The following is a 23,675-nucleotide window of genomic DNA, read 5'->3' as shown; positions in this document are numbered from 1 at the left end:
TTTGCGAGTAGCTCTAGATTTTTAAATCCTCCTGTTTTATTAAGTTCCTGTTGAAGATCCATCAACTACTAAATTATTCCATCTACAATTCCATAAGCAACAGACTCTTCTGCTCCCATCCAATGATCTCTATTAAAGTCTTTCATTACCTTATCAAAATCCTGCCCGCAGTTATCAGCCAAAATTTGAGCACTAAGCTCTTTTGTCTTCAAAATTTCTTGAGCTGTAATTTCAATATCACTAGCTTGACCTCTAGCTCCACCACTAGGTTGATGAATCATTACTCTTGCATGTGGTTGAATAAAACGCTTCCCTTTTGTTCCTACAGATAACAATATAGAACCCATAGACGCTGCTAAACCTGTACAAATAGTAGACACATCGCTATTTAAAGATTTTATACAATCGTATATCGAAAAACCAGAAGTCACATAACCTCCTGGACTATTTATGTATAATTGAATGTCTTTAGTTTCTAATGCATCCAAATACATTAATCTATCAATAACATGTTTTGCCGACTTATCATCAACTTGACCCCAAAGAAACACTTTACGGTCTTCTAATAATTTATTATCTATTAAATCTTGGGTTTTTATTACTTTGCTCATGTGTATATTAATTTTCATCTAAAATAAAAAAAGGTTTGCCGTTAAAGCAAACCTTTTATCTTTTCTTTTAGAAAGTATCTTATAAAAGCGAATCAATCGCTTCAGTATATGCGCTTTTTTGAGCTACACCTACTTGACGTCCTACTACTTCTCCATTTTGAAATACTAAAACAGTTGGTATATTACGAACTCCATATTTTGCAGCAAACTCTTGGTTAGCATCAACATCTACTTTACCTACAACAGCTTTACCTTCATACTCATTGCTAATTTCATCAATGATTGGTCCAACCATTCTACATGGTCCACACCAAGCAGCCCAAAAATCTACCATTACTGGTTTATCACTTTTTAATACAGTTTCTTCAAACGTTGCATCTGTTATTTCTAATGCCATAATCTTTTATTTAAATGTGTTTTACTTCAATTTTATATGCAATATTAGTCAAAAATTTTGCCAAAACTTACAGCATAACAATTTGTTTTGTTTATATACGCATTGTTTCAGGTTATTAGCTACTTTTTCTTAGGCGCATAAACCATGCTTTATTCATGTATTTCTATTTCTTCGGAATTCGCGAATATAAATATTAACCACTCGCTCTCTTTGAGGAGCTCAAACACACCGTTCAATCCTTTGCGTAAATACTACTATCACTATCAATTCAATTTATAGAATACATCATTGCTTTCTAGTTTATCTAATAAATCTTGCGATATTTTTATTTTCTGTTTTCGACTTGGCATCGTTAATTTTATCTGCTCATCATTATCATACACCACAAAATTAAGCATTTGATCTCCAGGATGCGTGTGAAATAAGTCTTTTAAAATAGCTATACGTTGTTCCTGCAAGTCATTTATATGCAACTGAATAGACAGTTTTTTAGCATAAGCATCCATAACATCATGCAGTAACTGAAAATTATTAAACTGTATTCTAGGTTCGCCTTTAATACCTGTAGTCTTATTGACCCAACCTTCGCGAATAAATATCTTTACAAACACAAATGAATTCTTGACCAAGAAATGCCTAAACTTTAAATATTCTTCACCAAATATTCTAAACTCAAAACTATCGTCATAATCTTCAACCGTAAAAGCTGCCCAACCTTTTCCTTGCTTGCTCACACGATGTTGAACATCTGTCACCACACCTCCAAAAGATAGCTCCCTGTTTATATAAGGTTCTAAATCTCTAAGCAATGATAAATTAGCATTACAAAACGTTTTCATTTCAACTTTAAAGTCGTCTAAAGGATGCCCTGAAATATAAATACCAACAACTTCTTTCTCTCTTGCCAATTTTTCCATGGTTCCCCATTCTTCACAAGGTGGCACTTGTGGTTCAGCAATTTGCACATCACTTGCTTCTCCAAACAAACTCACTTGTGCAGAATTTTCATTTTCTTGATGCTTTGCACCATATTTTATGGCTTTTTCTAAAAAGGTAATACCATCTCCTTCATCATGAAAATATTGCGCACGATGCGTTGATTTAAAACAATCAAAACCACCAGCAAGCGCTAGGTTTTCAAAAGCTTTTTTATTGGCAGCACGCAAATCTATACGTTTAGCAAAATCAAAAATAGATTTATAATGACCATCTTTTTTTCGGTTTTCAACAATAGTCATTACAGCTCCATGACCAACACCTTTTATGGCTCCCATACCAAAACGTACAGCGTTGTCTTGGTTTACCGAAAACTTATAATAACTTTCGTTAATATCTGGTCCAAGTACATTCAATTTCATTCGCTTACATTCTTCCATAAAAAAGGTAACCGATTTAATATCGTTCATGTTATTTGAAAGTACCGCAGCCATATATTCGGCAGGATAATGCGCTTTTAAATAAGCTGTTTGATAAGCAATCCACGCATAACATGTTGAGTGCGATTTATTGAAGGCATAACTTGCAAAGGCTTCCCAGTCTTTCCAGACTTTCTCAAGTACTTTGGCATCATGACCATTTGCACTAGCTTGTTCAATAAATTTCGGTTTCATTTTATCTAGTACCGCAATTTGCTTTTTACCCATGGCTTTACGAAGCATATCGGCTTCACCTTTGGTAAAATCTGCAAGTTTTTGCGATAACAACATTACCTGCTCTTGATAAACGGTAATACCATAGGTTTCCTTAAGGTATTCTTCCATGGCAGGTAAATCGTATTCAATCTCTTCATCACCATGCTTTCTACGAACGAAACTTGGGATATATTCCATTGGACCTGGACGATACAAGGCGTTCATCGCAATTAAATCTTCAAACACCGTTGGTTTTAAATCGCGAAGGTGTTTTTGCATCCCAGGAGATTCGTACTGAAACACACCAACCGTTTCACCACGTTGGAATAACGCATAGGTTTCTTCATCATCTAACGGAAAACTTTCAGGATCTAGCTCAATACCATGTTTTGCTTTTACAATCTTAACAGTATCCTTAATTAGGGTTAAGGTTTTTAATCCCAAGAAATCCATTTTAAGAAGTCCTGCCGATTCTACAACCGAGTTATCAAACTGGGTAACATACAAATCGGAATCTTTTGCTACAGACACCGGAACGAATTTGGTAATATCATCTGGTGTAATAATCACACCACAAGCATGAATTCCTGTATTTCTTACAGAACCTTCAAGCGCACGCGCAGTGTTTACGGTTTCTGCCTCCAAATCGGAGCCTTCAGAAATATTTAAAAGCTGATTAACCTTCTCTAATTCTTCCGATCTAAACTTACCTGCTAGCGCTTTTTCATCTAAACCAAATATCTTATTTAGTTTAGACATGTTTGGGATTAATTTGGCAATTCTATCAGCATCAAATAAAGGCAAATCTAATACACGAGCTGTATCACGAATAGAAGATTTGGCAGCCATGGTTCCGTACGTAATAATTTGCGCCACTTGATTAGCACCATATTTTTTAATTACGTAATCCATAACACGACTTCGGCCTTCGTCATCAAAATCAATATCAATATCAGGCATACTAATACGATCAGGATTTAAGAAACGCTCAAAAAGTAAGTCGTACTTCATTGGATCTATGTTGGTAATCCACAAACAGTACGCAGCTACCGATCCAGCAGCCGAACCACGTCCTGGACCAACCGATACATCCATATTTCTGGCTTCGCGAATGAAATCTTCTACAATCAAGAAATATCCAGGATAACCTGTGTTTTCAATAACGCTTAACTCAAAGTCGAGACGCTCTGTAACTTCTTCAGAAAGTGGGTCGCCATAACGCTTTTTAGCACCTTCGTAAACCAGATGTCGTAAATAGGCATTTTCCCCACGTTTTCCACCATCAACTAAATCTTCTTCATGCTTAAATTCATCAGGAATATCAAACGCTGGTAACAGTACATCACGAGCTAACTGAAAAGCTTCAATTTTATCAAGAATATCTTGCGTATTAGAAATTGCATCAGGTAAATCCTTGAAGAGCGCCTTCATTTCATTAGAAGACTTAAAGTAATATTCTTGATTGGGTAAACCGTAGCGATAACCACGTCCACGACCTATTGGTGTGGCTTGTTTTTCTCCATCCTTTACACACAATAAAATATCATGTGCGTTGGCATCTTCTTGATTTTGATAATAGGTATTGTTAGTTGCAACCAGCTTAACATCATGCTTTCTTGCTAACTTCACCAATGTATCATTTACACGATTTTCGTCTTCTTGATTATGACGCATAATCTCAACATACAAATCGTCTCCAAACTGTTCTTTCCACCAAATCAAGGCTTCTTCAGCTTGGTTTTCACCAATGTTTAATACCTTGCTTGGAACTTCTCCATACAAGTTTCCTGTTAAAACAATGATGTCTTCTTTGTATTGTTCAATAAGTTTTTTGTCAATACGAGGCACATAATAAAACCCATCTACAAAGGCATGCGAAGACAGTTTTGCTAAATTATGATACCCATTTTTATTTTTTGCCAAAAGTACAATCTGGTAACCATTGTCTTTTCTGGACTTATCAGTATGATCTTCACAAACAAAAAACTCACAACCTACAATGGGTTTAATAAGTTTTTTATCTGTTGTTTCTCCTTTTTCTTCGGCAGCTTTTATAGCAGCCTCAATATTTTTATTTTGATTGTTTACCGCATTTATAAAATGAAAGGCACCCATCATATTCCCATGATCTGTTAGTGCAACCGCAGGCATATTGTGCGTTGCAGCAGCCGAAACTAAATCAGGAATACTCATTGTAGACTGCAATATTGAGAATTGCGAGTGATTATGAAGGTGTACAAAATCAACTTCTGCTAAATCGGAAATATTTTGTTTTATTTCCTCGGTTGAAATGGTACTTGTTTGTTGTTTTTGAAGACGCTCACGAATTTTAGCACTTTCACGCTTTAGGTTAATGTGCTTTAATCCGATAAGTTGAATTTCCTGCGGATTAGCTTCAGAAAATTTCTGAAAATAATCTGGCTGAACGTCTAGTTGCTCAACCGTGTATTCTTCACGACGAATTAATTCAAAAAAGCAACGTGTTGTTGCTTCAACATCTGCTGTTGCATTATGTGCTTCAGCAAAAGGTTTGTTGAATAGAAATTCGTGCAACTCGGTTAAGGTTGGCAACTTAAATTTACCACCACGACCACCAGGAATTTGGCAAAGTTGCGCTGTATGCTCGGTACAAGTATCAAGCACTGGTAATTCTTGCAATTTATTTGCAACATCGCCTCTGTAAAATTCAGAGCCCATAATGTTGACATCAAAGCCAACATTTTGACCAACTATAAACGTGGTTTTATTTAATGCTTCATTAAATTTCTCAAGAACTTCAGATAAAGAGACACCTTGTTCCTCTGCTAATTCGGTAGAAATACCGTGAATTTTCTCGGCATCATAAGGAATATTAAATCCTTCAGGCTTTATTAAATAATCTTGATGCTCAATACAATTACCAAGCGCATCATGCAACTGCCAAGCAATTTGAATAGCTCTTGGCCAGTTATCGGTATCGCTAATAGGCGCATCCCAACGCTTTGGTAATCCGGTTGTTTCGGTATCAAAAATTAAGTACATAAAATGGTTTTATCTTGAAAAATAAGAAGGTTAAAATTAAGAATAATTATTAGTTTTTTGACCGAAAGTTATAAACAGTTGTAAACAAAAAACGCAACCTGATAGGTTGCGTTTTTTGTATTATTTTATTGATTAATTAAGGTGTACAATCACCTAACGAATCTATAAGAGCTTGCAAAGCTCCTGTGGTATCTCCACAAGCATCAATTTGAGCTGTTAAAGCATCTTTATAAGCATTACAAACATCAGTATATTCTGGAGCAGTAGTATCTGTAGCTATATAAGTTTGAGCCGCATTAGCCGTAGCTTCTGTTGCTTGCAAACACCCTGAACCAACTGTTACTAAACCTCCAACTAATGGCACTTTATAAAAATGACCTTCGTTAAAATTAACAGTATTCATTCCATCAGCTGTAAAAGCATAAAACCAAAACTTTCCTGAAATAGTTTTAGGATCAGCATCATTATCTACGTGCTCCACTATTATTTGCCCTTCATTAGGATAAATCGAAACACTAGGATCAGGTTCGTTGTTTGTAGAATAAACCACTCCTTGAGAATTAGTAAAAGTAGCCTCATTACCACTTCCATCACCTAAATTGTATGTGCCAGCAGTATCATTTGTTGTGATAAGCTGTATAGTTTCAAAATTATTACCTCCTTCTATTATAAATCCTCCAAAATCAATATCAGCCGAATAATATACTGCTCTCCATAATTCACCATCTTTATTTCCTTGTACTGCAGGTGAATTAAACTCGATTTCGTCGCCACAACTTAGTACTGACAGAAAAGTAAATAGAATTAAGGCTAATCTCTTCATTTTATAATAGGTTTCTTATTTTAATGATTGTTTGCGCAATTAAAATAACGTTTAATGATTTCCAAAAGTATAATAAAATTTCAAATTAGCTTAATTTATAATAAAATGTTGTAAATAAAAAAAATGTAGTATCTTTGCGCACTTATTAATAATCGAGGTCGAGAACCTCACTAATTAATTTATATGCCAGTAAAAATTAGATTACAGAGACACGGTAAAAAAGGAAAACCTTATTACTGGATCGTAGCAGCTGATGCTAGATCAAAAAGAGATGGTAGATACCTAGAAAAAATAGGATCTTACAACCCAAACACTAATCCAGCAACTATTGAATTAGATGTTGATGGAGCAGTAACTTGGTTACAGAATGGTGCACAACCAACTGATACCGCTAAAGCAATTTTATCTTATAAAGGTGCTTTATTAAAAAATCACCTTGCAGGTGGTGTTAGAAAAGGTGCTTTAACTGAAGAGCAAGCAGAAGCTAAATTCAATGCTTGGTTAGAAGAAAAAGCTTCTAAAGTACAAGCTAAGGCTGATGGTTTAGCAAAAGCTGATGCTGACGCTAAAGCTAAAGCTCTTGAAGCTGAAAAAGCAGTGAACGAAGCAAGAATTGCTGCGGCTGCACCTGTTGTTGAAGAAGCTGCTGAAGAGGCTGATGCTGAAGTAGAAGCTACTGCTAACAACGAAGAAGAGTAAAAAATTTTTATTTTATACCTTTGAACCCAGACAAATCGTCTGGGTTTTTTTATTCTTAAGTGTCACATCGAGCGCAGTCGAGATGTAATTAAACTGACACTTTTTTTATAGTTCTCGACTGCGCTCGAACAGACAACATGCAAAAAAAAGACTGTTTTTATCTAGGTAAAATTGTTAAAAAATATAGCTTCAAAGGAGAACTTCTTATCAAATTAGATACTGACGAACCTGAGCTGTATGAAAATTTAGACGCGCTGTTTATTGATTTACGCAATAACCTTGTTCCTTTTTTTATTGAAACCTCACAATTACATAAATCTGATTTGTTGCGTGTAAAATTTGAAGACGTCGACACTGAAGAAGATGCCGACAGTCTTATAAAAAGCGGTGTTTACCTTCCTCTAGAATTCCTACCAAAACTAGAAGGCAACAAGTTTTATTTTCATGAAATTGTTGGTTTCAAGGTTGAAGATGCCAATTTTGGTTTTGTTGGTACTATAACATCAGTAAACGACTCTACAGCACAAGCGCTTTTTGAAATTGACAGAGAAGGCACAGAAATTTTAATTCCTATGAATGATGAGTTTATTTCTAAAGTAGACAAAGCGAATAAAACCATTTTTGTTGAAACTCCTGAAGGGCTTATAGACTTATATTTAAATGAATAAGCCTTTTCAGTTTAAGCAATTCACAGTAAATCAAGACCGTTGCGCCATGAAAATAGGCACTGACAGTGTTTTACTAGGTGCTTGGGCAAGCCTTGATCATAACCCATTTTCTGTTTTAGATATTGGTGCAGGCACAGGTGTGCTCTCTTTAATGATCGCTCAACGCTCCAATGCCGAATTAATTGATGCCTTGGAGATTGATAGTGATGCTTATGAACAATGCGTAGAAAATTTTGAGCAATCACCTTGGGGAGACCGATTGTTCTGTTACCATGCTTCATTAGATGAGTTTACTAATGAAATTGACGACCAATATGATTTAATTATCTCCAACCCTCCTTTTTACTCAGAAGATTCCAAAACAAATATCCCAGAGCGCGATTTAGCAAGATTTCAAGATGCAATGCCTTTTCAGCATTTATTGGGATGTGCCTCAAAACTACTATCTGAAAATGGTTTATTTTCAGTGATAATTCCTTACAAAGAAGAGCAAAACTTCATACAATTAGCATCTGATTTTTCTTTATTTCCAAATAGAATATTGCATGTAAAAGGAGCCGAAAATACTCCTATAAAGCGAAGTTTAATTGAGTTTTCATTCATAGAAGAAATAGTTAAACATTCAAATCTAATCATTGAAACCGAAAGACATAATTATACAAAAGAGTACATTGATTTAACCAAAGATTTTTACTTGAAAATGTAATTTATAATTGTGCACTGAAAACGTTTTCGTTATTTTTGTTTCGAGTCTAGATTAAAAACTAAATCTCGACTACTGAACAACTAAAACATACAAATGAAGCCAGATTTATTCCAAGCTCCAGATTATTACAACTTAGACGAGCTTTTAACCGACGAACATAAATTAGTAAGAGATGCTGCTCGTGATTGGGTAAAGCGCGATGTATCTCCAATTATTGAAGACTATGCTCAAAAAGCAGAATTTCCCAACCAAATTATTGGTGGATTAGCTGAAATTGGTGCTTTTGGACCATACATTCCTGAAGAATATGGAGGTGCAGGATTAGACCAAATTTCTTATGGTTTAATTATGCAAGAAATTGAAAGAGGTGACTCTGGTGTTCGTAGTACTGCATCAGTACAATCGTCTTTAGTAATGTATCCTATTTGGAAATACGGAAACGAAGAACAACGTAAAAAATACTTACCAAAGCTTGCAAGTGGCGAATGGATGGGTTGTTTTGGTTTAACCGAACCTGACCATGGTAGTAACCCAGGAGGAATGGTTACTAATTTTAAAGATATGGGAGACCACTACCTTTTAAATGGTGCTAAAATGTGGATAAGCAATGCGCCTTTTGCACAAGTGGCAGTAGTTTGGGCTAAAAATGAAGAAGGACGAATCCATGGTTTAATTGTTGAACGTGGTATGGAAGGATTTTCAACTCCTGAGACACACAATAAATGGTCATTGAGAGCATCAGCTACTGGAGAGCTTATTTTTGACAATGTAAAAGTACCTAAAGAAAACTTGCTACCTAACAAATCAGGATTGGGAGCTCCACTTGGCTGCTTAGATTCTGCAAGATATGGTATTGCTTGGGGAGCAATTGGTGCTGCTATGGACTGTTATGATACAGCTTTACGTTACAGCAAAGAACGTAAACAATTTGGTAAACCTATTGGCCAATTTCAATTACAGCAAAAAAAATTAGCTGAAATGATTACTGAAATCACTAAAGCACAATTATTAACATGGCGTTTAGGAGTACTAAGAAATGAAGGTAAAGCTACTTCTGCTCAAATTTCTATGGCAAAACGTAACAATGTGGATATGGCTATCAATATTGCTAGAGAAGCAAGACAAATGCTAGGAGGAATGGGAATTACTGGAGAATACAGCATCATGCGTCACTCTATGAACCTTGAAAGTGTAATAACTTACGAAGGAACTCATGACATCCATTTATTAATTACAGGATTAGATGTTACAGGATTAAATGCATTTAAGTAAAAACAACTAACTTCTAATAAACATAAAAAAGCTTCTTTATTATTTAGAGAAGCTTTTTACTATTAAAACCATTGTATTCTATTTTACGTATATTGATTAGATATGAAAAAGATACAATACCTTATTTTTACAGTTTCCCTCACGCTGTATTCCTGTGGTGCAAATGATGATTTTATTGCAAGTCAGAATAATACTAATAACGAAAATACTCCTGTTGATGAAATTAGAAGCCTATTGTCATTAGGAGACAGTTACACTATTGGACAGAGTGTTTGTGCTACCTGCAAATTTCCTGAGCAACTTAAAAACAAGCTTAGTGCTGATACCTTTTACACAATTGACCTTAACGTTATAGCGCAAACTGGATGGACAACTGCTAATCTTAAAAACGCAATTGATAACCAAGGGATTTCTTCTAACTTCGACCTAGTAACCTTATTAATTGGTGTAAATAATCAATATCAAAACATTCCATTTTCAGTTTATGAAACTGAATTTCCTGAATTGGTTCAAACTGCTATAACTGCCGCTGATGGCAATAAGGACAAAGTAATAGTGGTTTCGATTCCTGATTATGCCTACACACCTTTTGGTCAAAACACGGGAAATCCTGACACAATTTCTCAAGAAATTGATATGTATAATGATTTTGCTGAAAGCTACTGTCAATCACAAGACATTACATTTGTATACATAACAGATATTACAAGAAATGGTTTAGAACAACCTGAATTAGTAGCTTCTGATGGTTTGCATCCTTCAGAACTAGCGTATGCTAAATTTGTAGAACGTATACTTCCTTTTGCTATTGAAAAAATTGACTGATTTTAGTTTCAATATTTTATTTCTGCTTATTTTAGTTGAAAATGTTAGTAAATGTCTTCAAAGAAACGCTTAGATAGAGCTTACAAAAACGCCAAAAAAGTTTATTTTGACGATACGTCCAAGTTTATCCTTTTTAGTGATTGCCACAGAGGCGATAATAGTTTTGCTGATGATTTTGCAAACAACCGAAACATTTACTTTCATGCCTTAAAACATTATTATGCTGAAGGTTTTAGCTATTGTGAACTTGGTGATGGTGATGAACTCTGGGAAAACCTCTCTTTTAATTCTATTTTAAACGCTCATAAAAATGTGTATTTGCTTATGAAGTTATTTCATGAACAAGAGCGTTTGCATATGATTTGGGGAAATCACGACATGGTTTACAGAGATCCAAAATATGTAGAAAAACACCTTTCCACTTATTTTGACCCTAAAATAGGTGAAGATGTTGAGTTATTCTGTAACATAGAATATCATGAAGGCATTGTTTTAGAACATTCCCAAACTGGACAAAAACTATTTTTAACCCATGGTCATCAAGCCGATTGGTGGAACTATTTGTTTTGGAGATGGAGCCGTTTTATGGTTCGTATTTTATGGAAACCACTAAACGTAATGGGAATTGCAGACCCTACAAGTCCTGCAAAAAACTACAAAGAACTTATAAAAGTTGAACGTAGAACCAAAAAATGGATTATAGAAAACAACAATTTAATTACTGTTGTTGGTCATACTCATAGACCTCGTTTTCCTGAACCTGGAGACATTGCTTTTTTTAATGATGGCAGTTGTGTACACCCAAGAAGCATTACAGGTATTGAAATTGAAAACGGAGAAATCTCACTCATCAAATGGCAAATAGCCACTACAGATGATGGCACTTTAAAAATTGTAAGAGTGTTATTGGAAGGTCCTCAAAAATTAGCAGATTATAAAACGGAATAGGACACAAATGATTAAACGTAACTCAAGCTATAATTTGCTTTTAATCGTATGTTTTTTTTGTTTGATTACTAATTGTCAATCAAGTAAAAATCAAATATTCTTTGAACAAGGTTCTCTAAATAACAAAAATCCGGAGAACAAATATGACATTGACAACTCCACCTACAAGGTTAATAATTCATACTTATATACATTTTCAGTTTACAAGGAAAATGAAAAAATAAATTCTATTATAAAATATATTAGGTTGAATATTATTGGAGGCACAAAACCTTTTTCAAATTTTAACCCTAACTACAATCAAACTGTTATTCAATATGAATATTTAGACAGTGAATACTCTATTTTATTTTCTGAAAAAACAGGATTAGTTGAAAATAATAAAAACATTTGGCTTCATCCTCCTCGAACTCACGACGCTGGAATTTTACAACTTTCGGCATTTCCTTATCTCAAATTTGAAAAAACTAAAAAATGGACATGGAAACTTGAAGCATCCTATGAGAATTATAAAAACTTAAATTTAGTTCACGAATACATAAAGGAAGAAAATGTAATTTATGGTAACCTAAATTGCATTCAAATTAATGCCGAAACCAGAAGCGAAGCTGGAAGCACTTCTTCTAAATTTATTTTTAATGATTCAACAGGATTTCTATTAATGGAATTTAAAAACTTAGATAAAACACAAATTAAACTTGAATTAGTTTTTGATAATTAATCTTTCTTTCAATTAGATTAAAAAAGATTCCTATTTTCATAGGAATTTTGACTAACTCTCAGGAGCTAATTCAACTTTTAGACCTTCTAATTCTGGAGTAATAGCAATTTGACAACCCAGTCTGCTGTTTTCTTGTACATCAAACGCTTCGCTAAGCATAGCTTCTTCGTCGTCTTGCATTTCAGGAAGTTCATGATCAGATAACACATAGCATTGGCATGATGCACACATAGCCATTCCGCCACAAACTCCTATGGTTCCTTCAGGAGCTAATTCATAACTACGAACTACTTCCATAAGGTTCATAGCCATATCAGTTGGAGCATCAATTTCGTGAGCTTCACCATCACGATCAATTATTGTTATTTTAATGTCCTGTTCCATTATTCAATTGCTTTTACTACAGCTTTAGGTGCTTCTTTACGTGTTCCGTCAAAACCATCAATACCACTAACAGTAGTATATTTTAAAACATATTTTTTATTAGGATTTATAATTTTATAAGCTGCTTGACACATTAACGTTGCCTCGTGAAAACCACACAATATCAATTTTAATTTTCCTGGATAAGTATTTACATCTCCAATAGCAAAAATACCAGGAACGTTAGTTTGGTAGTCTAAAGCATTATTAACTTTGATAGCATTTTTTTCAATCTCTAATCCCCAATTTGCAATTGGTCCAAGTTTGGGAGATAATCCAAACAAAGGCACAAAATGATCACACTCAATTTCAAATTCTTTTTTGATATGTTGTGCTTGCTCAACAACCACACCAGAAACGTGATCTTCTCCAAGAATACCAACTACTTCAGCAGGAGTAATTAAATTTATTTTACCTTTATTTTTAAGCTCTTGTACTTTTTCAACTGAATCTAAAGCACCTCTAAACTCATTTCTTCTATGGATAAGTGTTACTTCTTTAGCAACATTAGCTAAAAATATACTCCAATCTAATGCAGAATCTCCTCCTCCAGCAATAACAACTTTTTTGTTTCTGTAGACTTCAGGATCCTTTATCATATACTCTACACCTTTATCTTCAAACAAATGAATGTTATGGATTTTTGGTTTTCTTGGTTCAAAACTTCCCAATCCACCAGCAATAGCAACTACAGGAGCGTGATGTTTTGCACCTTTATTAGTCGTAACTATAAAGGTTCCATCTTCTAGCTTTTCTATAGTATCAGCACGTTCTCCTAAAGTAAAACCAGGTTCAAACTGTTTACCTTGTTCTAAGAGTTTTTCTGTAAGATCTCCTGCTAAAATTTCAGGATAAGCTGGTATATCGTAGATTGGTTTTTTAGGATAAATTTCAGAGCATTGTCCACCAGGTTGTGGTAAGGCATCAATTAAATGGCATTTTAATTTTAATAATCCTGCTTCAAAAACAGTAAACAACCCTGTTGGTCCTGCACCAATAATAAGTATATCTGTTTTAATCATAATAAAGCCCACAAAAGTGGGTATCTCTTTAATTTAGAAATTGTTTAATGTACTACATCAAAATTACATACTGTTTTTATAAAGATTTATGATAAATGTCATTAAAAAACAGGCTTGTTCTAGCATTTTGAAAAACCTTGATGAGCCTTCAGCTTAATAGATATTAAGCTTCAATATTAATAACCTTTTCTATTTGAGGTGCGTACTTTTTAATAGTCATTTCCACACCAGACTTTAAGGTCATTTGATTAACGCTACAGCCAACACAAGCACCTTGCAACTGAACTTTCACTAACTTATCATCTTCTATTGAAAGTAATGAAATATCGCCTCCATCACTTTGTAAGAAAGGACGAATTTCGTCTAGCGCTTTTTCAATATTACGTTTTAATTCTTCTGAACTCATCTTCTGTTATTTCTTTACTGCTGAACAACCAGCCATTGTTGTTATTTTAATTGCTTCGGTTGGTGGTAAGGCATCGTTACGTCTCACTACTTCTTGCACAACATTTTGAGTTAACTTTTCAAAAGCAGCTTCTAATGGTGTTGCTGTTTGAAGCGCTGCAGGACGACCAACATCTCCTGCCTCTCTTATACTTTGTATTAAAGGAATTTCGCCTAAGAAAGGTACTTCTAAATCTTCTGAAAGGTTTTTAGCACCTTCCTTTCCAAAGATAAAGTATTTATTATCTGGTAATTCCTCTGGAGTAAAATAAGCCATATTCTCAATTATACCAAGTACTGGTACATTGATAGACTCTTGCTGAAACATAGCTACTCCTTTTTTAGCATCGGCTAAAGCTACTTGCTGAGGCGTACTTACCACTACTGCTCCTGTTATAGGAAGCGATTGCATAATACTTAGGTGAATGTCTCCTGTTCCTGGAGGTAAATCGATTAATAAGAAATCTAATTCTCCCCAATCTGCATCAAAAATCATTTGGTTTAATGCCTTAGCTGCCATTGGTCCTCGCCAAATTACAGCTTGGTCTGGTTTTGTAAAAAAGCCTATAGATAAAATTTTAACACCATAGCTTTCTACTGGTTTCATTTTAGACTTTCCTCCTACATTAACCGAAATAGGTCTTTCAAACTCCACATCGTACATAATAGGAATTGAAGGTCCATAAATATCAGCATCTAAAATACCAACCTTAAAGCCCATTTTTGCTAAAGTAGCTCCTAGGTTTGCTGTTACTGTAGATTTTCCTACGCCTCCTTTTCCAGAAGCAACAGCAACTATATTTTGAATACCAGGAATTGGTTTTCCCTTTATTTCGTTTTTTGGCGCAGCTGGTGCATTTACCTTAACATTTACTTTTACTTTGGCTTTTTCGTAGACTTCATTATGAATAGCTTTCATTATTTCAACTTCGGTCTTCTTTTTTGCCTGTAAACTTGGGTTTTTAATGGTAACATCAACAACTACTTCGTCACCAAAAGTAACAACATTGGTAACTGCTCCACTCTCAACCATATTTTGTCCTTCACCAGGAACTGTAATGGTTTCTAAGGCTTTTAATATATCTTGTTTATTAAGCTTCAAAATCAATAATTTAGATTAGTTCTAAAATGCAAATATAATTAATAAAGATGGAAGACAGAAGCACGAAGCTTGAAGTTTTATTATAGTACCATTATTGATTTCTATGGTAAACTGTTTTCATAAAAATGGTAAAACAACTAGAGTAATTCAGCAGGATCCCAAAACAGTTTTTTAAAATCTTGTACTTGATTATCTTTAACTTTTACACCTTCACTTTCCAATAGTTGCTGCATTAAATTTGTACCCTCAAAATGGTGTTTACCAGTAAGCAAACCATTCCTATTTACCACTCTGTGTGCAGGCACATCTTTTCTTGAAGAACCGTTCATGGCATAACCAACCATTCTTGAACTTCGAGGAGCTCCTAAATACTTTGCAATTGCACCATAACTTGTAACTCTTCCGTAGGGTATTAATTTGGCTACCTCATAAACTTTATCAAAAAAACTTAAGGTTTCTGGCTTCATGCTTCCATTAAAATATTAATCAATGTTACTCCAGCAATTAAACCAGTAATTGACCCTATTATGTAGTTCATATTTTTTTGAGACGTAAACTTCTTATTCTTGATTTTATCAAAAAAGAAAATGTACACATACAGCATCACAAAGGTTCCCATAGCTGCTCCAGACACGTACGAAATAATACTTGTTCTTTCAAAAGTTAACAAATCAAAAGACGCCAAAGTTACTGTCATATAAGCTTGATAAGGTATTGGGAACACATTTAATGCAGACATGAACATACCTTGAAAAAAACGACTGTGTTTGCTCTTGCTGTTTTCTTCTACATCTGGTTTAGAATTGGTTTTAGCAATGAGTAAAAAGTAAATGGAGATTAGCACAAAAATAACAAAGGCAACACGTTGTAAGATATCAACCACATCTTGATGATTGCTTAGATAACGTGCAAACATTGCAGCTATATAGGTTTGTAAAAAAACTACAACACAAGCTCCAACTGAAAAAATAATACCTCTAGAGTGTCCTTCCTTTAAGCTAATTTTTGCTGCAGTCATATTTAATAATCCTGGAGGAATTACACCAACAAGCGCAAAAATCAGTCCCAAGAAAAATACAACTGTTATATTCAAAATTACTTGATTTTAAATCTAATATACGTAATTGGTTTGTTTTGCTCTAGATATTGGCTTTCATAAAATGTTTGAATACCAGTAACTTCTTCAGGACTGCCTTCTTGTTTATACACATTATGGTTAGCATACAACACTTCATGTCCTTCACCATGTAATAACCCAAGCGTGTAACCATGCATAAACTCGCTATCGGTTTTTAAATTAACTACACCATCTGGTTTTAATACCTTTTTATAGCGTTGTAAAAACTCAGTATTAGTCATACGATGTTTGGTACGCTTGTATTTAATTTGAGGATCAGGAAAGGTTATCCAAATTTCATCAACCTCGTTTTCTGCGAAAGCAAAATCAATTAATTCTATTTGAGTTCTTAAAAACCCAACATTAGTCATATTGTCTTCAATAGCAGTTTTAGCACCTCTCCAAAAGCGAGCTCCTTTAATATCAATTCCAATAAAGTTTTTGTTTGGATATAGTTTAGCTAATCCAACCGAATATTCACCTTTACCACAACCTAACTCTAAAACCAAAGGGTTATCATTCTTAAAAAAATGACTGTTCCAATTCCCTTTCCATTTGAAATCTTGATTGACTAATTCATCTCTTGTTGGCTGAATTACGTTTGAAAAGGTCTCGTTTTCCTTAAATCTTTTTAGCTTATTTTTACTTCCCACAGTTAATTTAATATTTAGGCAAAATTAAGGAAACATATTAGGTTTACATTTGCTTTTTTTATGATTTTGAAAAAACGAATATTAGTTGCGCCTCTAAATTGGGGTTTAGGTCATGCCACAAGGTGTATTCCAATCATTAATGCCTTATTAAAAAATAACTACATACCTGTTATTGCGAGTGATGGTATTGCACTTGAACTTTTAAAAAAAGAGTTTCCAGATTTAATTGCTGTTGAATTGCCTTCTTACGGAATTACCTACGCGAAAAAAGGAAAATGGTTTAAGTTGAAAATTATTAGTAATTCGCCTAAAGTGGTGAAAGCCATCAAAAGAGAAAAACAAGCCACAAAGCAAATTATTGAAACTTATGATATTGACGGAATCATTTCTGATAATAGACTAGGGGTTTGTTCTAAAACAGTGCCTTCTGTATTTATTACACATCAATTACAGGTTTTAAGTGGAAATACAACTTGGATTAGCACAAAAATTCATCAAAAATTTATTAAAAAATTCAACGAATGTTGGGTTCCTGATAATGTTAATGAACCAAACTTAAGTGGCAAACTAGGTCATGTTAATTTCTTAGAAATCCCTTTAAAATATATTGGTCCTATTAGCAGATTTAAAAAACTGGAGGTTGAAAAAGAATATGATATCATGGCACTACTATCTGGACCTGAACCTCAACGCACACTCTTAGAAGAAAAGCTACTCACTCTACTTGAGAATTATAATGGCAACGTATTGTTTGTAAAAGGACTGGTTGAAGACCAACAAACTACAGTTCACAAAGGCAGTATGACTATTTACAATTATATGACTAGCGAACAACTTGAACTTGCATTAAACCAAAGTGATTTTGTGATTTCGCGTTCTGGCTATACTACTATAATGGATTTAGCAAAACTGAATAAAAAGGCGTTTTTTATTCCTACTCCTGGGCAATTTGAGCAAGAATATCTAGCTAAAAAACTAGATGAACAAAAGTTAGTTCCTACAGCAACGCAAGATACTTTTACTATGGAAATGCTTGAAAAAATTGACGACTATAAAGGTTTAGCTGAATTGGATTACGAATTGAATTACAAAAAACTATTCAGCCTTTTCAAGGGTAAATGAAAACTCACTACCTACACCAAATTCGCTTTCTACATATATTTTTTCATCGTGAGCTTCAATAATATGTTTCACTATTGATAAGCCTAAGCCTGAACCGCCTTCTTTTCTAGAACCACTTTTATCTACTCTAAAAAAGCGTTCAAAAAGTCTTGGAACATTAGGTTTAGCAATACCCTCACCATTATCGGTCACTCTTACAATAACCTTATTTTTTATAAGATTTTCTATACTAACTTCGGTAGTTCCCTTTTCTCTTCCGTATTTTATGGAATTTACGATAAGGTTTGTAAGCACCTGTTGTATACGCTCTTTATCGGCATTAACAAAAACAGGTTCATTATAATCCATATCAAACGTAAGTGTAATTTTTTTCTTGGTAGCTTTCATTTCTAAAAGGTCAAAAACACTTTCTACCAACTCAACAATATCAAACCTTTCAACATTTAGACTCAAATCACCAACCTCAAGTTTAGTAATCATATCTAAATCTCTTACAATATAGATTAGACGTTCCACGCCTTTATTGGCTCGATTAAGGTACTTTTCTCTAATTTTCGGGTCATTTTGAGCACCATCAATTAAGGTTAACAAATAACCTTGAACAGTAAATAATGGTGTTTTTAGCTCGTGTGATACATTTCCTAAAAACTCTTTTCGGTATTCTTCTCTTACTTTTAGAGTTTCAATTTCTAGTTTTTTATCTTTTGCATATTTATCTATTTCTTTAGTAAGCGTTGCCATATCTGTAGTAATAGGCTGTTTACGCAATGATGTAGACTCTAACAAAGTGAGGTCGTCGTATATTTTTTTTACACGACGGTAAATAAAACGCTCGACCCTATATTGAATCACAATAAAGCAAAAGCTATAACAAATTAGTGCAAAGGAGAGTATCAACAACCAGTCAAAAGACTTTGTTGTATATAAAAAAACACTCATGAAGAGCGTTAAAAAAATTGTGATGTACATTGAGGTTCTAATAGCGAACCTGTACGTTTTTTTTAATTTTTTCTGCATCTAGTCTACAAACTTATAACCAACTCCTTTAACGGTTTTAAAGCTTTTATCTCCTATTTTTTCGCGAAGTTTTCTAATATGCACATCAATGGTTCTCCCTCCTACTACAACTTCATTTCCCCAAACTTTATCTAAGATTTCTTCGCGCTTAAAAACTTTTCCTGGTTTTGTTGCTAGCAAAGATAACAATTCAAATTCTTTTCTTGGCAAGACCAATTCTTCGCCTTTTAAAGATATTTTATACTCTTCGCGATTGATTACCAAACTACCTATTTTTAATATACTTTCCGAGGCGTCTTCTTCTTTAAGTCGTCTTAGTAAAGCTTTTACTTTGCTTACTAAAACTTTTGGTTTTATAGGTTTGGTAATATAGTCATCTGCTCCAGCATCAAAACCTGCTACCTGTGAATAATCTTCACCTCTTGCAGTTAAAAATGTAATAATCGTTTCGCTTAAATCTGGGTTTTTTCTTATTTGCTCACAAGCTTCAATACCATCCATCTCAGGCATCATAACGTCTAAAATGATTAGTTGTGGCCTTTCTTTTTTTGCTTTTTTAACAGCTTCATGACCGTTTTCGGCAGTTATAACCTGGTAACCTTCAGATGAAAGGTTGTAGCCAACAATTTCCAAAATATCTGGTTCGTCGTCAACTAAAAGTATTTTAATATCCTTTTTTTTCATGTGTAGTTTTTATTGTTTTAGTTATCACATGTGTTTTGTTGTTTAGTTCTTCATTTTTTTTGAGAAACTAACGATGTAAAGATAGAATTAATAACAAAAATTTATATTACATAATATAATCATAACGTTAAAATAACTTAGTCCTTACTGTTTTATAACCTACTCTAAAAACTCTCAAAACACAATAAAAAATCTATTCTATTATAGCGTCTTAAATCAGGTTTTTAGAGTAAAAATGTAAAACTGTCCCTAAGATAGTTAAAAAATAATGTTATATTATTGTAAATTAGCATACAATATAGTGGCTTTAACGTTTTAAACACCAAAATCTCACTATATTTGAAACAAAATTTAAACTTATTAAAATTAAGATTTATGAAAAAAATTTACTTTTTATTCCTTATTACTTTAATGGCTTTTTCTGGGTTTGCCCAAAATTTAGCTGTTAATGGTAGCTTTGAAAACTGGACAGCTGGTGTTCCTGATGGATACACTACTGTAGATTTTAGCACTACTGATCTTACAGAAAACACGAATTCAACTTTTGTTTCTGACGGAACAAGTTCTGCAAGTGTTAATGTTTTAACTCAAACTCAAGGAGATACTGACATAAGACAAACTATTGCATTAGTAGGAGGAGTAACATATACTATGAGCTTAGACGTCTATGCAACAAATAATGAAGCTAGAGCTCGTATTTTTAATGGTAATGGATTTTCGCCTTCTGTATATTCAGACGAAACTCTATTAAATCAGTGGCAAACTATTTCATTTGAATATACACCTGCTACTAATGAAGATTTTGATATGGGTATCCGTTTTTATGATATCGCTTCAAACTGGACTGCTGGCACACAATCGTCTTTATTTTATATTGACAATTTACAAGTAGTAGCTGCAACTACACCTAGTATTGCGGTAACCTCGCCATCTAATGGAGCTACAATTGCATCTAGTGATGTTGACATTGAATTAAGTGTACAAAATTTTGTTGTAGATCAATTACCTGCTAATGGTGGTACTGGAGATGGTCACATACACTATACTGTTGATGGAGGTAGTAATGTTATGAAATATGACACAGATCCTATTAGCTTAACAGGATTAGCTGACGGTGAGCACACTGTTGAGCTTACTTTAGTTGATAACAGTCATGTGCCTCTAGATCCTGCTGTAACTGCTTCAGTTACTTTCACAGTAACATCTGTACAAACGGTTGCTGATATAGCTGGTTTAAGAGCAGGTACTATTGGTAATATTTATCAAATTACTGGCGAAGTAGTTGTAACATTTGTAACTGGTAACAGTAGAAATCAAATTTTTATTGAAGATGCAACTGGAGGTATGTTAATTGACGACAACTCTGGTACAATTACAACCGTATTTAATAATGGTGATGGTATAACAGGTCTTCAAGGTCAGTTGGGAGAGTTCGCTAATGTTATGCAGCTTGTTCCTTCAGTTGATCCTGGTGCTGCTAGTTCTACAGGTAATTCAATAACTCCTCAAACTGTAACGGTTAATGACATCATCAACAACTTTGATATGTATGAGTCTGAATTAGTATCAATTGCTGATGTAACATTTGCTGATGGAAATGGTACTGCTACATTTGATTCAAGTCAAAACTATGACATCTCAGATGTTTCTGGAGGACCTTTAGCGTTTAGAACAAATTATCCAAATGATAACATGGCAGGAGAGACAATTCCTTCAACTGCTACTACAATTACAGTAATAGCTGGAGAATACTTTGGAACTCCACAAGTATACCCAAGAAGTCCTGATGAAGTACTTTCAATCAATAACCCTAATGCAATTGCTTCTTTCTCTGTTTACCCTAACCCAACTTCAACTGGGTTTGTAAACATAACTTCATCTAGTTCTGAAACGATTTCAGTTTCTGTTTATGATGTTTTAGGTAAACAAGTTATCAATAAAGCTACAGTAAGCAACAACCGTTTAGATGTTTCAACACTAAACACTGGGGTTTATATTATGAATATTTCTCAAAACGATGCTTCAGTTACCAAAAAATTAGTTATTAAATAGATAAAACACATCTATATTAACAAATCATTAAAAGCCAACTTAAATGTTGGCTTTTTTTGTTGCTAGTATTACTTTTGGAGCTCGTTGAACTTTAAAACTTAATTCATGAAAAACATTTACTTTTTATTATGCTCCTTATTTATAGGGAACCTAACTTTTGGACAAACAACAATAAATTTTGATAATACTGCCAATTGGACCTACAGCAGTGGTTATTCTACACAATCTTACAGTGAAGGAGAATTCTCTTTTTCAAGTAATGAAGCATTAAGAGAAACAACAGGTACGCAAGATGGTTTCCCAAAAGCTTTTGGAACTTACGCATTGCGCCTTAGAAACAATAGCTCTTCAGAATTTACAGCAAACATTGCTACTGGTGGAGTTGATAATTTTTCTGTAAAAATTAGAAGATGGGATGGTAGCCCTTCTCCAGATTTTACTTTAGAATATTCTATTAATGGTGGTACAGATTGGACAGATGTGGCTACCATTAATAATACTACTTTAAATGATTCGTCAGATTGGGTAACTTTTGGTACATCTATACAAAGTGCTAATTCTAATATCTTAATTAGAATCAAATCAAATGGGTCTACTGAAAGAATTATGATTGATGATTTTACTTGGACAGGATTTTCAAGCTCTTGTGGAATTACAATTGATTCTGTAGATATTGTATGTAACTCTTTAACATTGGGTGACAACAATGATTCTGTTACTATTAATGTTAATTATAATGGAGTTGACGCTTCAATCACTGAAGTAGCAACTACCTCTTTAGGTGTCATAAGTGGTGATGATCCTGCAACAACAGAAAATGGAACAATTACTATTACTGGATTATCTGAAGGAGACAACTGGGATTTAAAATTTACTGGTAGTGATTGTGTTGCTTCAAGCGGAACTATTCCTTCTGATCATTGCGAGCCAGCAATTACATCTTGTTTTGACATAAGCAATGGTGCTGAAAAATTTGAAATGTTTACTGTAGCTACTAACTCTGACAATGATGTTTGGACTGAAAGTAGTGGTACATACAACATGAATGGCTATTGTGGTGGTGGCTGCGAAGAAGTGGTAAACACTTGGTTATTATTTGGACCATTAGATTTAACATCTGTTTCTGACTTAGCTTTAAAATTTAACGCTCAAGAAAATTTTGGAGACACTCCTTTAGCTATCAATTACACAGCTGCTTACTCAGGATGTCCTGACACAACTTCTTGGTCATTATTACAAACTATCACTGAAAGCGATGCAGGTGATGTTGAAATTGACTTATCTGCTTTAACTGGTACTGCAGTTTTTATTGGTATTCAGTATTATGATGATGGTGTTGACGGTTACTCTAACTGGGATTTATCAAATGTAGAGTTAACTACTTACAACAATTGTCCTGTTTTAGGCGCTAGACCTACTTCAGATTGCCCTACTTTATCAATTGTTGATTCAGAGCAAAGAGAATTTTCAATTTTCCCTAACCCAACATCAACTGGATTTGTAAATATTGTTTCTGCACATTCTGAAGCTATTTCAGTTAATGTTTATGATATGTTAGGTAAACAAGTAATTAATGAAACTATTGCTAACAACCGCTTAAATGTTTCAACACTTAATGCTGGGGTTTACATCATGAAAATTTCTCAAGGTAATACTACAACTACTCAAAAGATTGTAATTAAGTAAAACTTACCTTATACTATTTAAAAAGCGTCAT

Annotated in this window: 23 protein-coding genes; 10 read left to right on the top strand and 13 right to left on the bottom strand. The window is 33.9% G+C overall.

The annotated features are described in order from the left end of the window. Nucleotides 1-68: 68 nt before the first annotated feature. The 4 genes from ACQ0RB_RS12470 to ACQ0RB_RS12455 form a co-directional block, all read right to left on the bottom strand. Entirely contained in the window at nucleotides 69-611 is a 543-nt protein-coding gene (locus ACQ0RB_RS12470) for a ClpP family protease (RefSeq protein WP_131506155.1), read from the bottom strand. Between the two features lie 79 nt (nucleotides 612-690). After that, complete coding sequence (trxA, locus tag ACQ0RB_RS12465; RefSeq protein WP_103050957.1) at nucleotides 691-1,008, bottom strand: thioredoxin; 318 nt, start codon at nucleotides 1,006-1,008, stop codon at nucleotides 691-693. Nucleotides 1,009-1,271: 263 nt separating this feature from the next. Next, nucleotides 1,272-5,660: a DNA polymerase III subunit alpha gene (dnaE, locus tag ACQ0RB_RS12460; protein WP_430498810.1), complete on the bottom strand. Its 4,389-nt coding sequence runs from the start codon at nucleotides 5,658-5,660 to the stop codon at nucleotides 1,272-1,274. 136 nt (nucleotides 5,661-5,796) lie between these two features. Continuing rightward, nucleotides 5,797-6,483, bottom strand: a complete 687-nt coding sequence (locus tag ACQ0RB_RS12455) for a DUF6252 family protein (protein ID WP_131506157.1) — start codon at nucleotides 6,481-6,483, stop codon at nucleotides 5,797-5,799. Between the two features lie 183 nt (nucleotides 6,484-6,666). On the opposite strand from ACQ0RB_RS12455, the gene ACQ0RB_RS12450 reads away from it, so the two are divergent. The 7 genes from ACQ0RB_RS12450 to ACQ0RB_RS12420 all read left to right on the top strand — a co-directional run bounded on the left by ACQ0RB_RS12450 (nucleotide 6,667) and on the right by ACQ0RB_RS12420 (nucleotide 12,322). Continuing rightward, nucleotides 6,667-7,182 (top strand): 30S ribosomal protein S16, encoded by a 516-nt coding sequence (locus ACQ0RB_RS12450; protein WP_129759496.1) that lies wholly within the window; start codon nucleotides 6,667-6,669, stop codon nucleotides 7,180-7,182. Between the two features lie 137 nt (nucleotides 7,183-7,319). After that, nucleotides 7,320-7,850, top strand: a complete 531-nt coding sequence (rimM, locus tag ACQ0RB_RS12445) for a ribosome maturation factor RimM (RefSeq protein ID WP_129759497.1) — start codon at nucleotides 7,320-7,322, stop codon at nucleotides 7,848-7,850. Continuing rightward, on the top strand, nucleotides 7,843-8,556 hold the full coding sequence (locus ACQ0RB_RS12440) for a tRNA1(Val) (adenine(37)-N6)-methyltransferase (protein ID WP_430498807.1): 714 nt from the start codon (nucleotides 7,843-7,845) through the stop codon (nucleotides 8,554-8,556). Before rimM ends, ACQ0RB_RS12440 begins: the two co-directional genes overlap by 8 nt. A 93-nt stretch (nucleotides 8,557-8,649) precedes the next feature. Beyond that, a complete protein-coding gene (locus ACQ0RB_RS12435; protein ID WP_262732269.1) occupies nucleotides 8,650-9,828 on the top strand; it encodes an acyl-CoA dehydrogenase family protein in 1,179 nt (392 codons plus the stop codon). A gap of 102 nt (nucleotides 9,829-9,930) precedes the next feature. Further along, nucleotides 9,931-10,653 carry an SGNH/GDSL hydrolase family protein gene (locus ACQ0RB_RS12430; protein WP_430498805.1) on the top strand — a complete coding sequence of 241 codons (723 nt, stop codon included), beginning with the start codon at nucleotides 9,931-9,933 and terminating at the stop codon, nucleotides 10,651-10,653. 51 nt (nucleotides 10,654-10,704) lie between these two features. Further along, nucleotides 10,705-11,601: a serine/threonine protein phosphatase gene (locus tag ACQ0RB_RS12425; RefSeq protein ID WP_430498803.1), complete on the top strand. Its 897-nt coding sequence runs from the start codon at nucleotides 10,705-10,707 to the stop codon at nucleotides 11,599-11,601. 247 nt (nucleotides 11,602-11,848) lie between these two features. Continuing rightward, entirely contained in the window at nucleotides 11,849-12,322 is a 474-nt protein-coding gene (locus ACQ0RB_RS12420) for a hypothetical protein (protein ID WP_430498802.1), read from the top strand. A gap of 51 nt (nucleotides 12,323-12,373) precedes the next feature. Here the strand turns inward: ACQ0RB_RS12420 and ACQ0RB_RS12415 are convergent, their stop codons facing one another. The 7 genes from ACQ0RB_RS12415 to trmB all read right to left on the bottom strand — a co-directional run bounded on the left by ACQ0RB_RS12415 (nucleotide 12,374) and on the right by trmB (nucleotide 17,083). Next, nucleotides 12,374-12,706 carry a 2Fe-2S iron-sulfur cluster-binding protein gene (locus ACQ0RB_RS12415; protein ID WP_131506161.1) on the bottom strand — a complete coding sequence of 111 codons (333 nt, stop codon included), beginning with the start codon at nucleotides 12,704-12,706 and terminating at the stop codon, nucleotides 12,374-12,376. Beyond that, a complete protein-coding gene (locus ACQ0RB_RS12410; RefSeq protein ID WP_430498800.1) occupies nucleotides 12,706-13,767 on the bottom strand; it encodes an NAD(P)/FAD-dependent oxidoreductase in 1,062 nt (353 codons plus the stop codon). Before ACQ0RB_RS12410 ends, ACQ0RB_RS12415 begins: the two co-directional genes overlap by 1 nt. Before the next feature lie 163 nt (nucleotides 13,768-13,930). Next, on the bottom strand, nucleotides 13,931-14,173 hold the full coding sequence (locus tag ACQ0RB_RS12405; RefSeq protein WP_129759504.1) for a NifU family protein: 243 nt from the start codon (nucleotides 14,171-14,173) through the stop codon (nucleotides 13,931-13,933). A 6-nt stretch (nucleotides 14,174-14,179) separates the two neighbouring features. After that, nucleotides 14,180-15,313, bottom strand: coding sequence for an Mrp/NBP35 family ATP-binding protein (locus ACQ0RB_RS12400; protein ID WP_129759505.1), 1,134 nt, complete (start codon nucleotides 15,311-15,313; stop codon nucleotides 14,180-14,182). Between the two features lie 137 nt (nucleotides 15,314-15,450). Beyond that, entirely contained in the window at nucleotides 15,451-15,780 is a 330-nt protein-coding gene (locus tag ACQ0RB_RS12395; protein WP_430498798.1) for an MGMT family protein, read from the bottom strand. Continuing rightward, nucleotides 15,777-16,406 (bottom strand): LysE family transporter, encoded by a 630-nt coding sequence (locus ACQ0RB_RS12390; RefSeq protein ID WP_129759507.1) that lies wholly within the window; start codon nucleotides 16,404-16,406, stop codon nucleotides 15,777-15,779. Before ACQ0RB_RS12390 ends, ACQ0RB_RS12395 begins: the two co-directional genes overlap by 4 nt. Before the next feature lie 2 nt (nucleotides 16,407-16,408). Next, entirely contained in the window at nucleotides 16,409-17,083 is a 675-nt protein-coding gene (gene trmB / locus ACQ0RB_RS12385; RefSeq protein WP_131506164.1) for a tRNA (guanosine(46)-N7)-methyltransferase TrmB, read from the bottom strand. 60 nt (nucleotides 17,084-17,143) lie between these two features. On the opposite strand from trmB, the gene ACQ0RB_RS12380 reads away from it, so the two are divergent. Then, nucleotides 17,144-18,205 carry a glycosyltransferase gene (locus tag ACQ0RB_RS12380; RefSeq protein WP_430498795.1) on the top strand — a complete coding sequence of 354 codons (1,062 nt, stop codon included), beginning with the start codon at nucleotides 17,144-17,146 and terminating at the stop codon, nucleotides 18,203-18,205. On the opposite strand, the gene ACQ0RB_RS12375 is transcribed toward ACQ0RB_RS12380, so the two are convergent. Further along, nucleotides 18,179-19,222: a sensor histidine kinase gene (locus ACQ0RB_RS12375; RefSeq protein ID WP_131506166.1), complete on the bottom strand. Its 1,044-nt coding sequence runs from the start codon at nucleotides 19,220-19,222 to the stop codon at nucleotides 18,179-18,181. The two genes, ACQ0RB_RS12380 and ACQ0RB_RS12375, sit on opposite strands and share 27 nt — an antisense overlap. Then, complete coding sequence (locus ACQ0RB_RS12370) at nucleotides 19,223-19,906, bottom strand: response regulator transcription factor (protein WP_129759511.1); 684 nt, start codon at nucleotides 19,904-19,906, stop codon at nucleotides 19,223-19,225. A gap of 375 nt (nucleotides 19,907-20,281) precedes the next feature. Between ACQ0RB_RS12370 and ACQ0RB_RS12365 the strand changes: the two genes are divergently transcribed. After that, a complete protein-coding gene (locus ACQ0RB_RS12365) occupies nucleotides 20,282-21,958 on the top strand; it encodes a T9SS type A sorting domain-containing protein (RefSeq protein WP_262732274.1) in 1,677 nt (558 codons plus the stop codon). Between the two features lie 105 nt (nucleotides 21,959-22,063). Next, nucleotides 22,064-23,644 (top strand): T9SS type A sorting domain-containing protein, encoded by a 1,581-nt coding sequence (locus ACQ0RB_RS12360; protein ID WP_430498792.1) that lies wholly within the window; start codon nucleotides 22,064-22,066, stop codon nucleotides 23,642-23,644. Nucleotides 23,645-23,675: the final 31 nt, after the last annotated feature.

Origin of the sequence: Gaetbulibacter sp. PBL-D1 (assembly GCF_050509525.1) — a bacterium.
GTDB classification, from domain to species: Bacteria; Bacteroidota; Bacteroidia; order Flavobacteriales; family Flavobacteriaceae; genus Gaetbulibacter_B; species Gaetbulibacter_B jejuensis.
The sequence above is the reverse complement of the archived record's forward strand: the minus strand, read 5'-3'. Positions and strand labels throughout refer to the sequence as shown.

What these genes read in the sequence shown, in the direction of transcription:
- rimM (WP_129759497.1), top strand. Translation starts at nt 7,320, where the DNA reads ATGCAAAAAAAAGACTGTTTTTATCTAGGTAAAATTGTTAAAAAATAT.
- ACQ0RB_RS12405 (WP_129759504.1), bottom strand. Translation starts at nt 14,173, where the DNA reads ATGAGTTCAGAAGAATTAAAACGTAATATTGAAAAAGCGCTAGACGAA.
- ACQ0RB_RS12440 (WP_430498807.1), top strand. Translation starts at nt 7,843, where the DNA reads ATGAATAAGCCTTTTCAGTTTAAGCAATTCACAGTAAATCAAGACCGT.
- ACQ0RB_RS12395 (WP_430498798.1), bottom strand. Translation starts at nt 15,780, where the DNA reads ATGAAGCCAGAAACCTTAAGTTTTTTTGATAAAGTTTATGAGGTAGCC.
- ACQ0RB_RS12455 (WP_131506157.1), bottom strand. Translation starts at nt 6,483, where the DNA reads ATGAAGAGATTAGCCTTAATTCTATTTACTTTTCTGTCAGTACTAAGT.
- ACQ0RB_RS12370 (WP_129759511.1), bottom strand. Translation starts at nt 19,906, where the DNA reads ATGAAAAAAAAGGATATTAAAATACTTTTAGTTGACGACGAACCAGAT.
- trxA (WP_103050957.1), bottom strand. Translation starts at nt 1,008, where the DNA reads ATGGCATTAGAAATAACAGATGCAACGTTTGAAGAAACTGTATTAAAA.
- ACQ0RB_RS12450 (WP_129759496.1), top strand. Translation starts at nt 6,667, where the DNA reads ATGCCAGTAAAAATTAGATTACAGAGACACGGTAAAAAAGGAAAACCT.
- ACQ0RB_RS12375 (WP_131506166.1), bottom strand. Translation starts at nt 19,222, where the DNA reads ATGCAGAAAAAATTAAAAAAAACGTACAGGTTCGCTATTAGAACCTCA.
- ACQ0RB_RS12410 (WP_430498800.1), bottom strand. Translation starts at nt 13,767, where the DNA reads ATGATTAAAACAGATATACTTATTATTGGTGCAGGACCAACAGGGTTG.
- ACQ0RB_RS12470 (WP_131506155.1), bottom strand. Translation starts at nt 611, where the DNA reads ATGAGCAAAGTAATAAAAACCCAAGATTTAATAGATAATAAATTATTA.
- dnaE (WP_430498810.1), bottom strand. Translation starts at nt 5,660, where the DNA reads ATGTACTTAATTTTTGATACCGAAACAACCGGATTACCAAAGCGTTGG.
- ACQ0RB_RS12415 (WP_131506161.1), bottom strand. Translation starts at nt 12,706, where the DNA reads ATGGAACAGGACATTAAAATAACAATAATTGATCGTGATGGTGAAGCT.
- ACQ0RB_RS12380 (WP_430498795.1), top strand. Translation starts at nt 17,144, where the DNA reads ATGATTTTGAAAAAACGAATATTAGTTGCGCCTCTAAATTGGGGTTTA.
- ACQ0RB_RS12430 (WP_430498805.1), top strand. Translation starts at nt 9,931, where the DNA reads ATGAAAAAGATACAATACCTTATTTTTACAGTTTCCCTCACGCTGTAT.
- ACQ0RB_RS12365 (WP_262732274.1), top strand. Translation starts at nt 20,282, where the DNA reads ATGAAAAAAATTTACTTTTTATTCCTTATTACTTTAATGGCTTTTTCT.
- ACQ0RB_RS12425 (WP_430498803.1), top strand. Translation starts at nt 10,705, where the DNA reads ATGTCTTCAAAGAAACGCTTAGATAGAGCTTACAAAAACGCCAAAAAA.
- ACQ0RB_RS12435 (WP_262732269.1), top strand. Translation starts at nt 8,650, where the DNA reads ATGAAGCCAGATTTATTCCAAGCTCCAGATTATTACAACTTAGACGAG.
- ACQ0RB_RS12360 (WP_430498792.1), top strand. Translation starts at nt 22,064, where the DNA reads ATGAAAAACATTTACTTTTTATTATGCTCCTTATTTATAGGGAACCTA.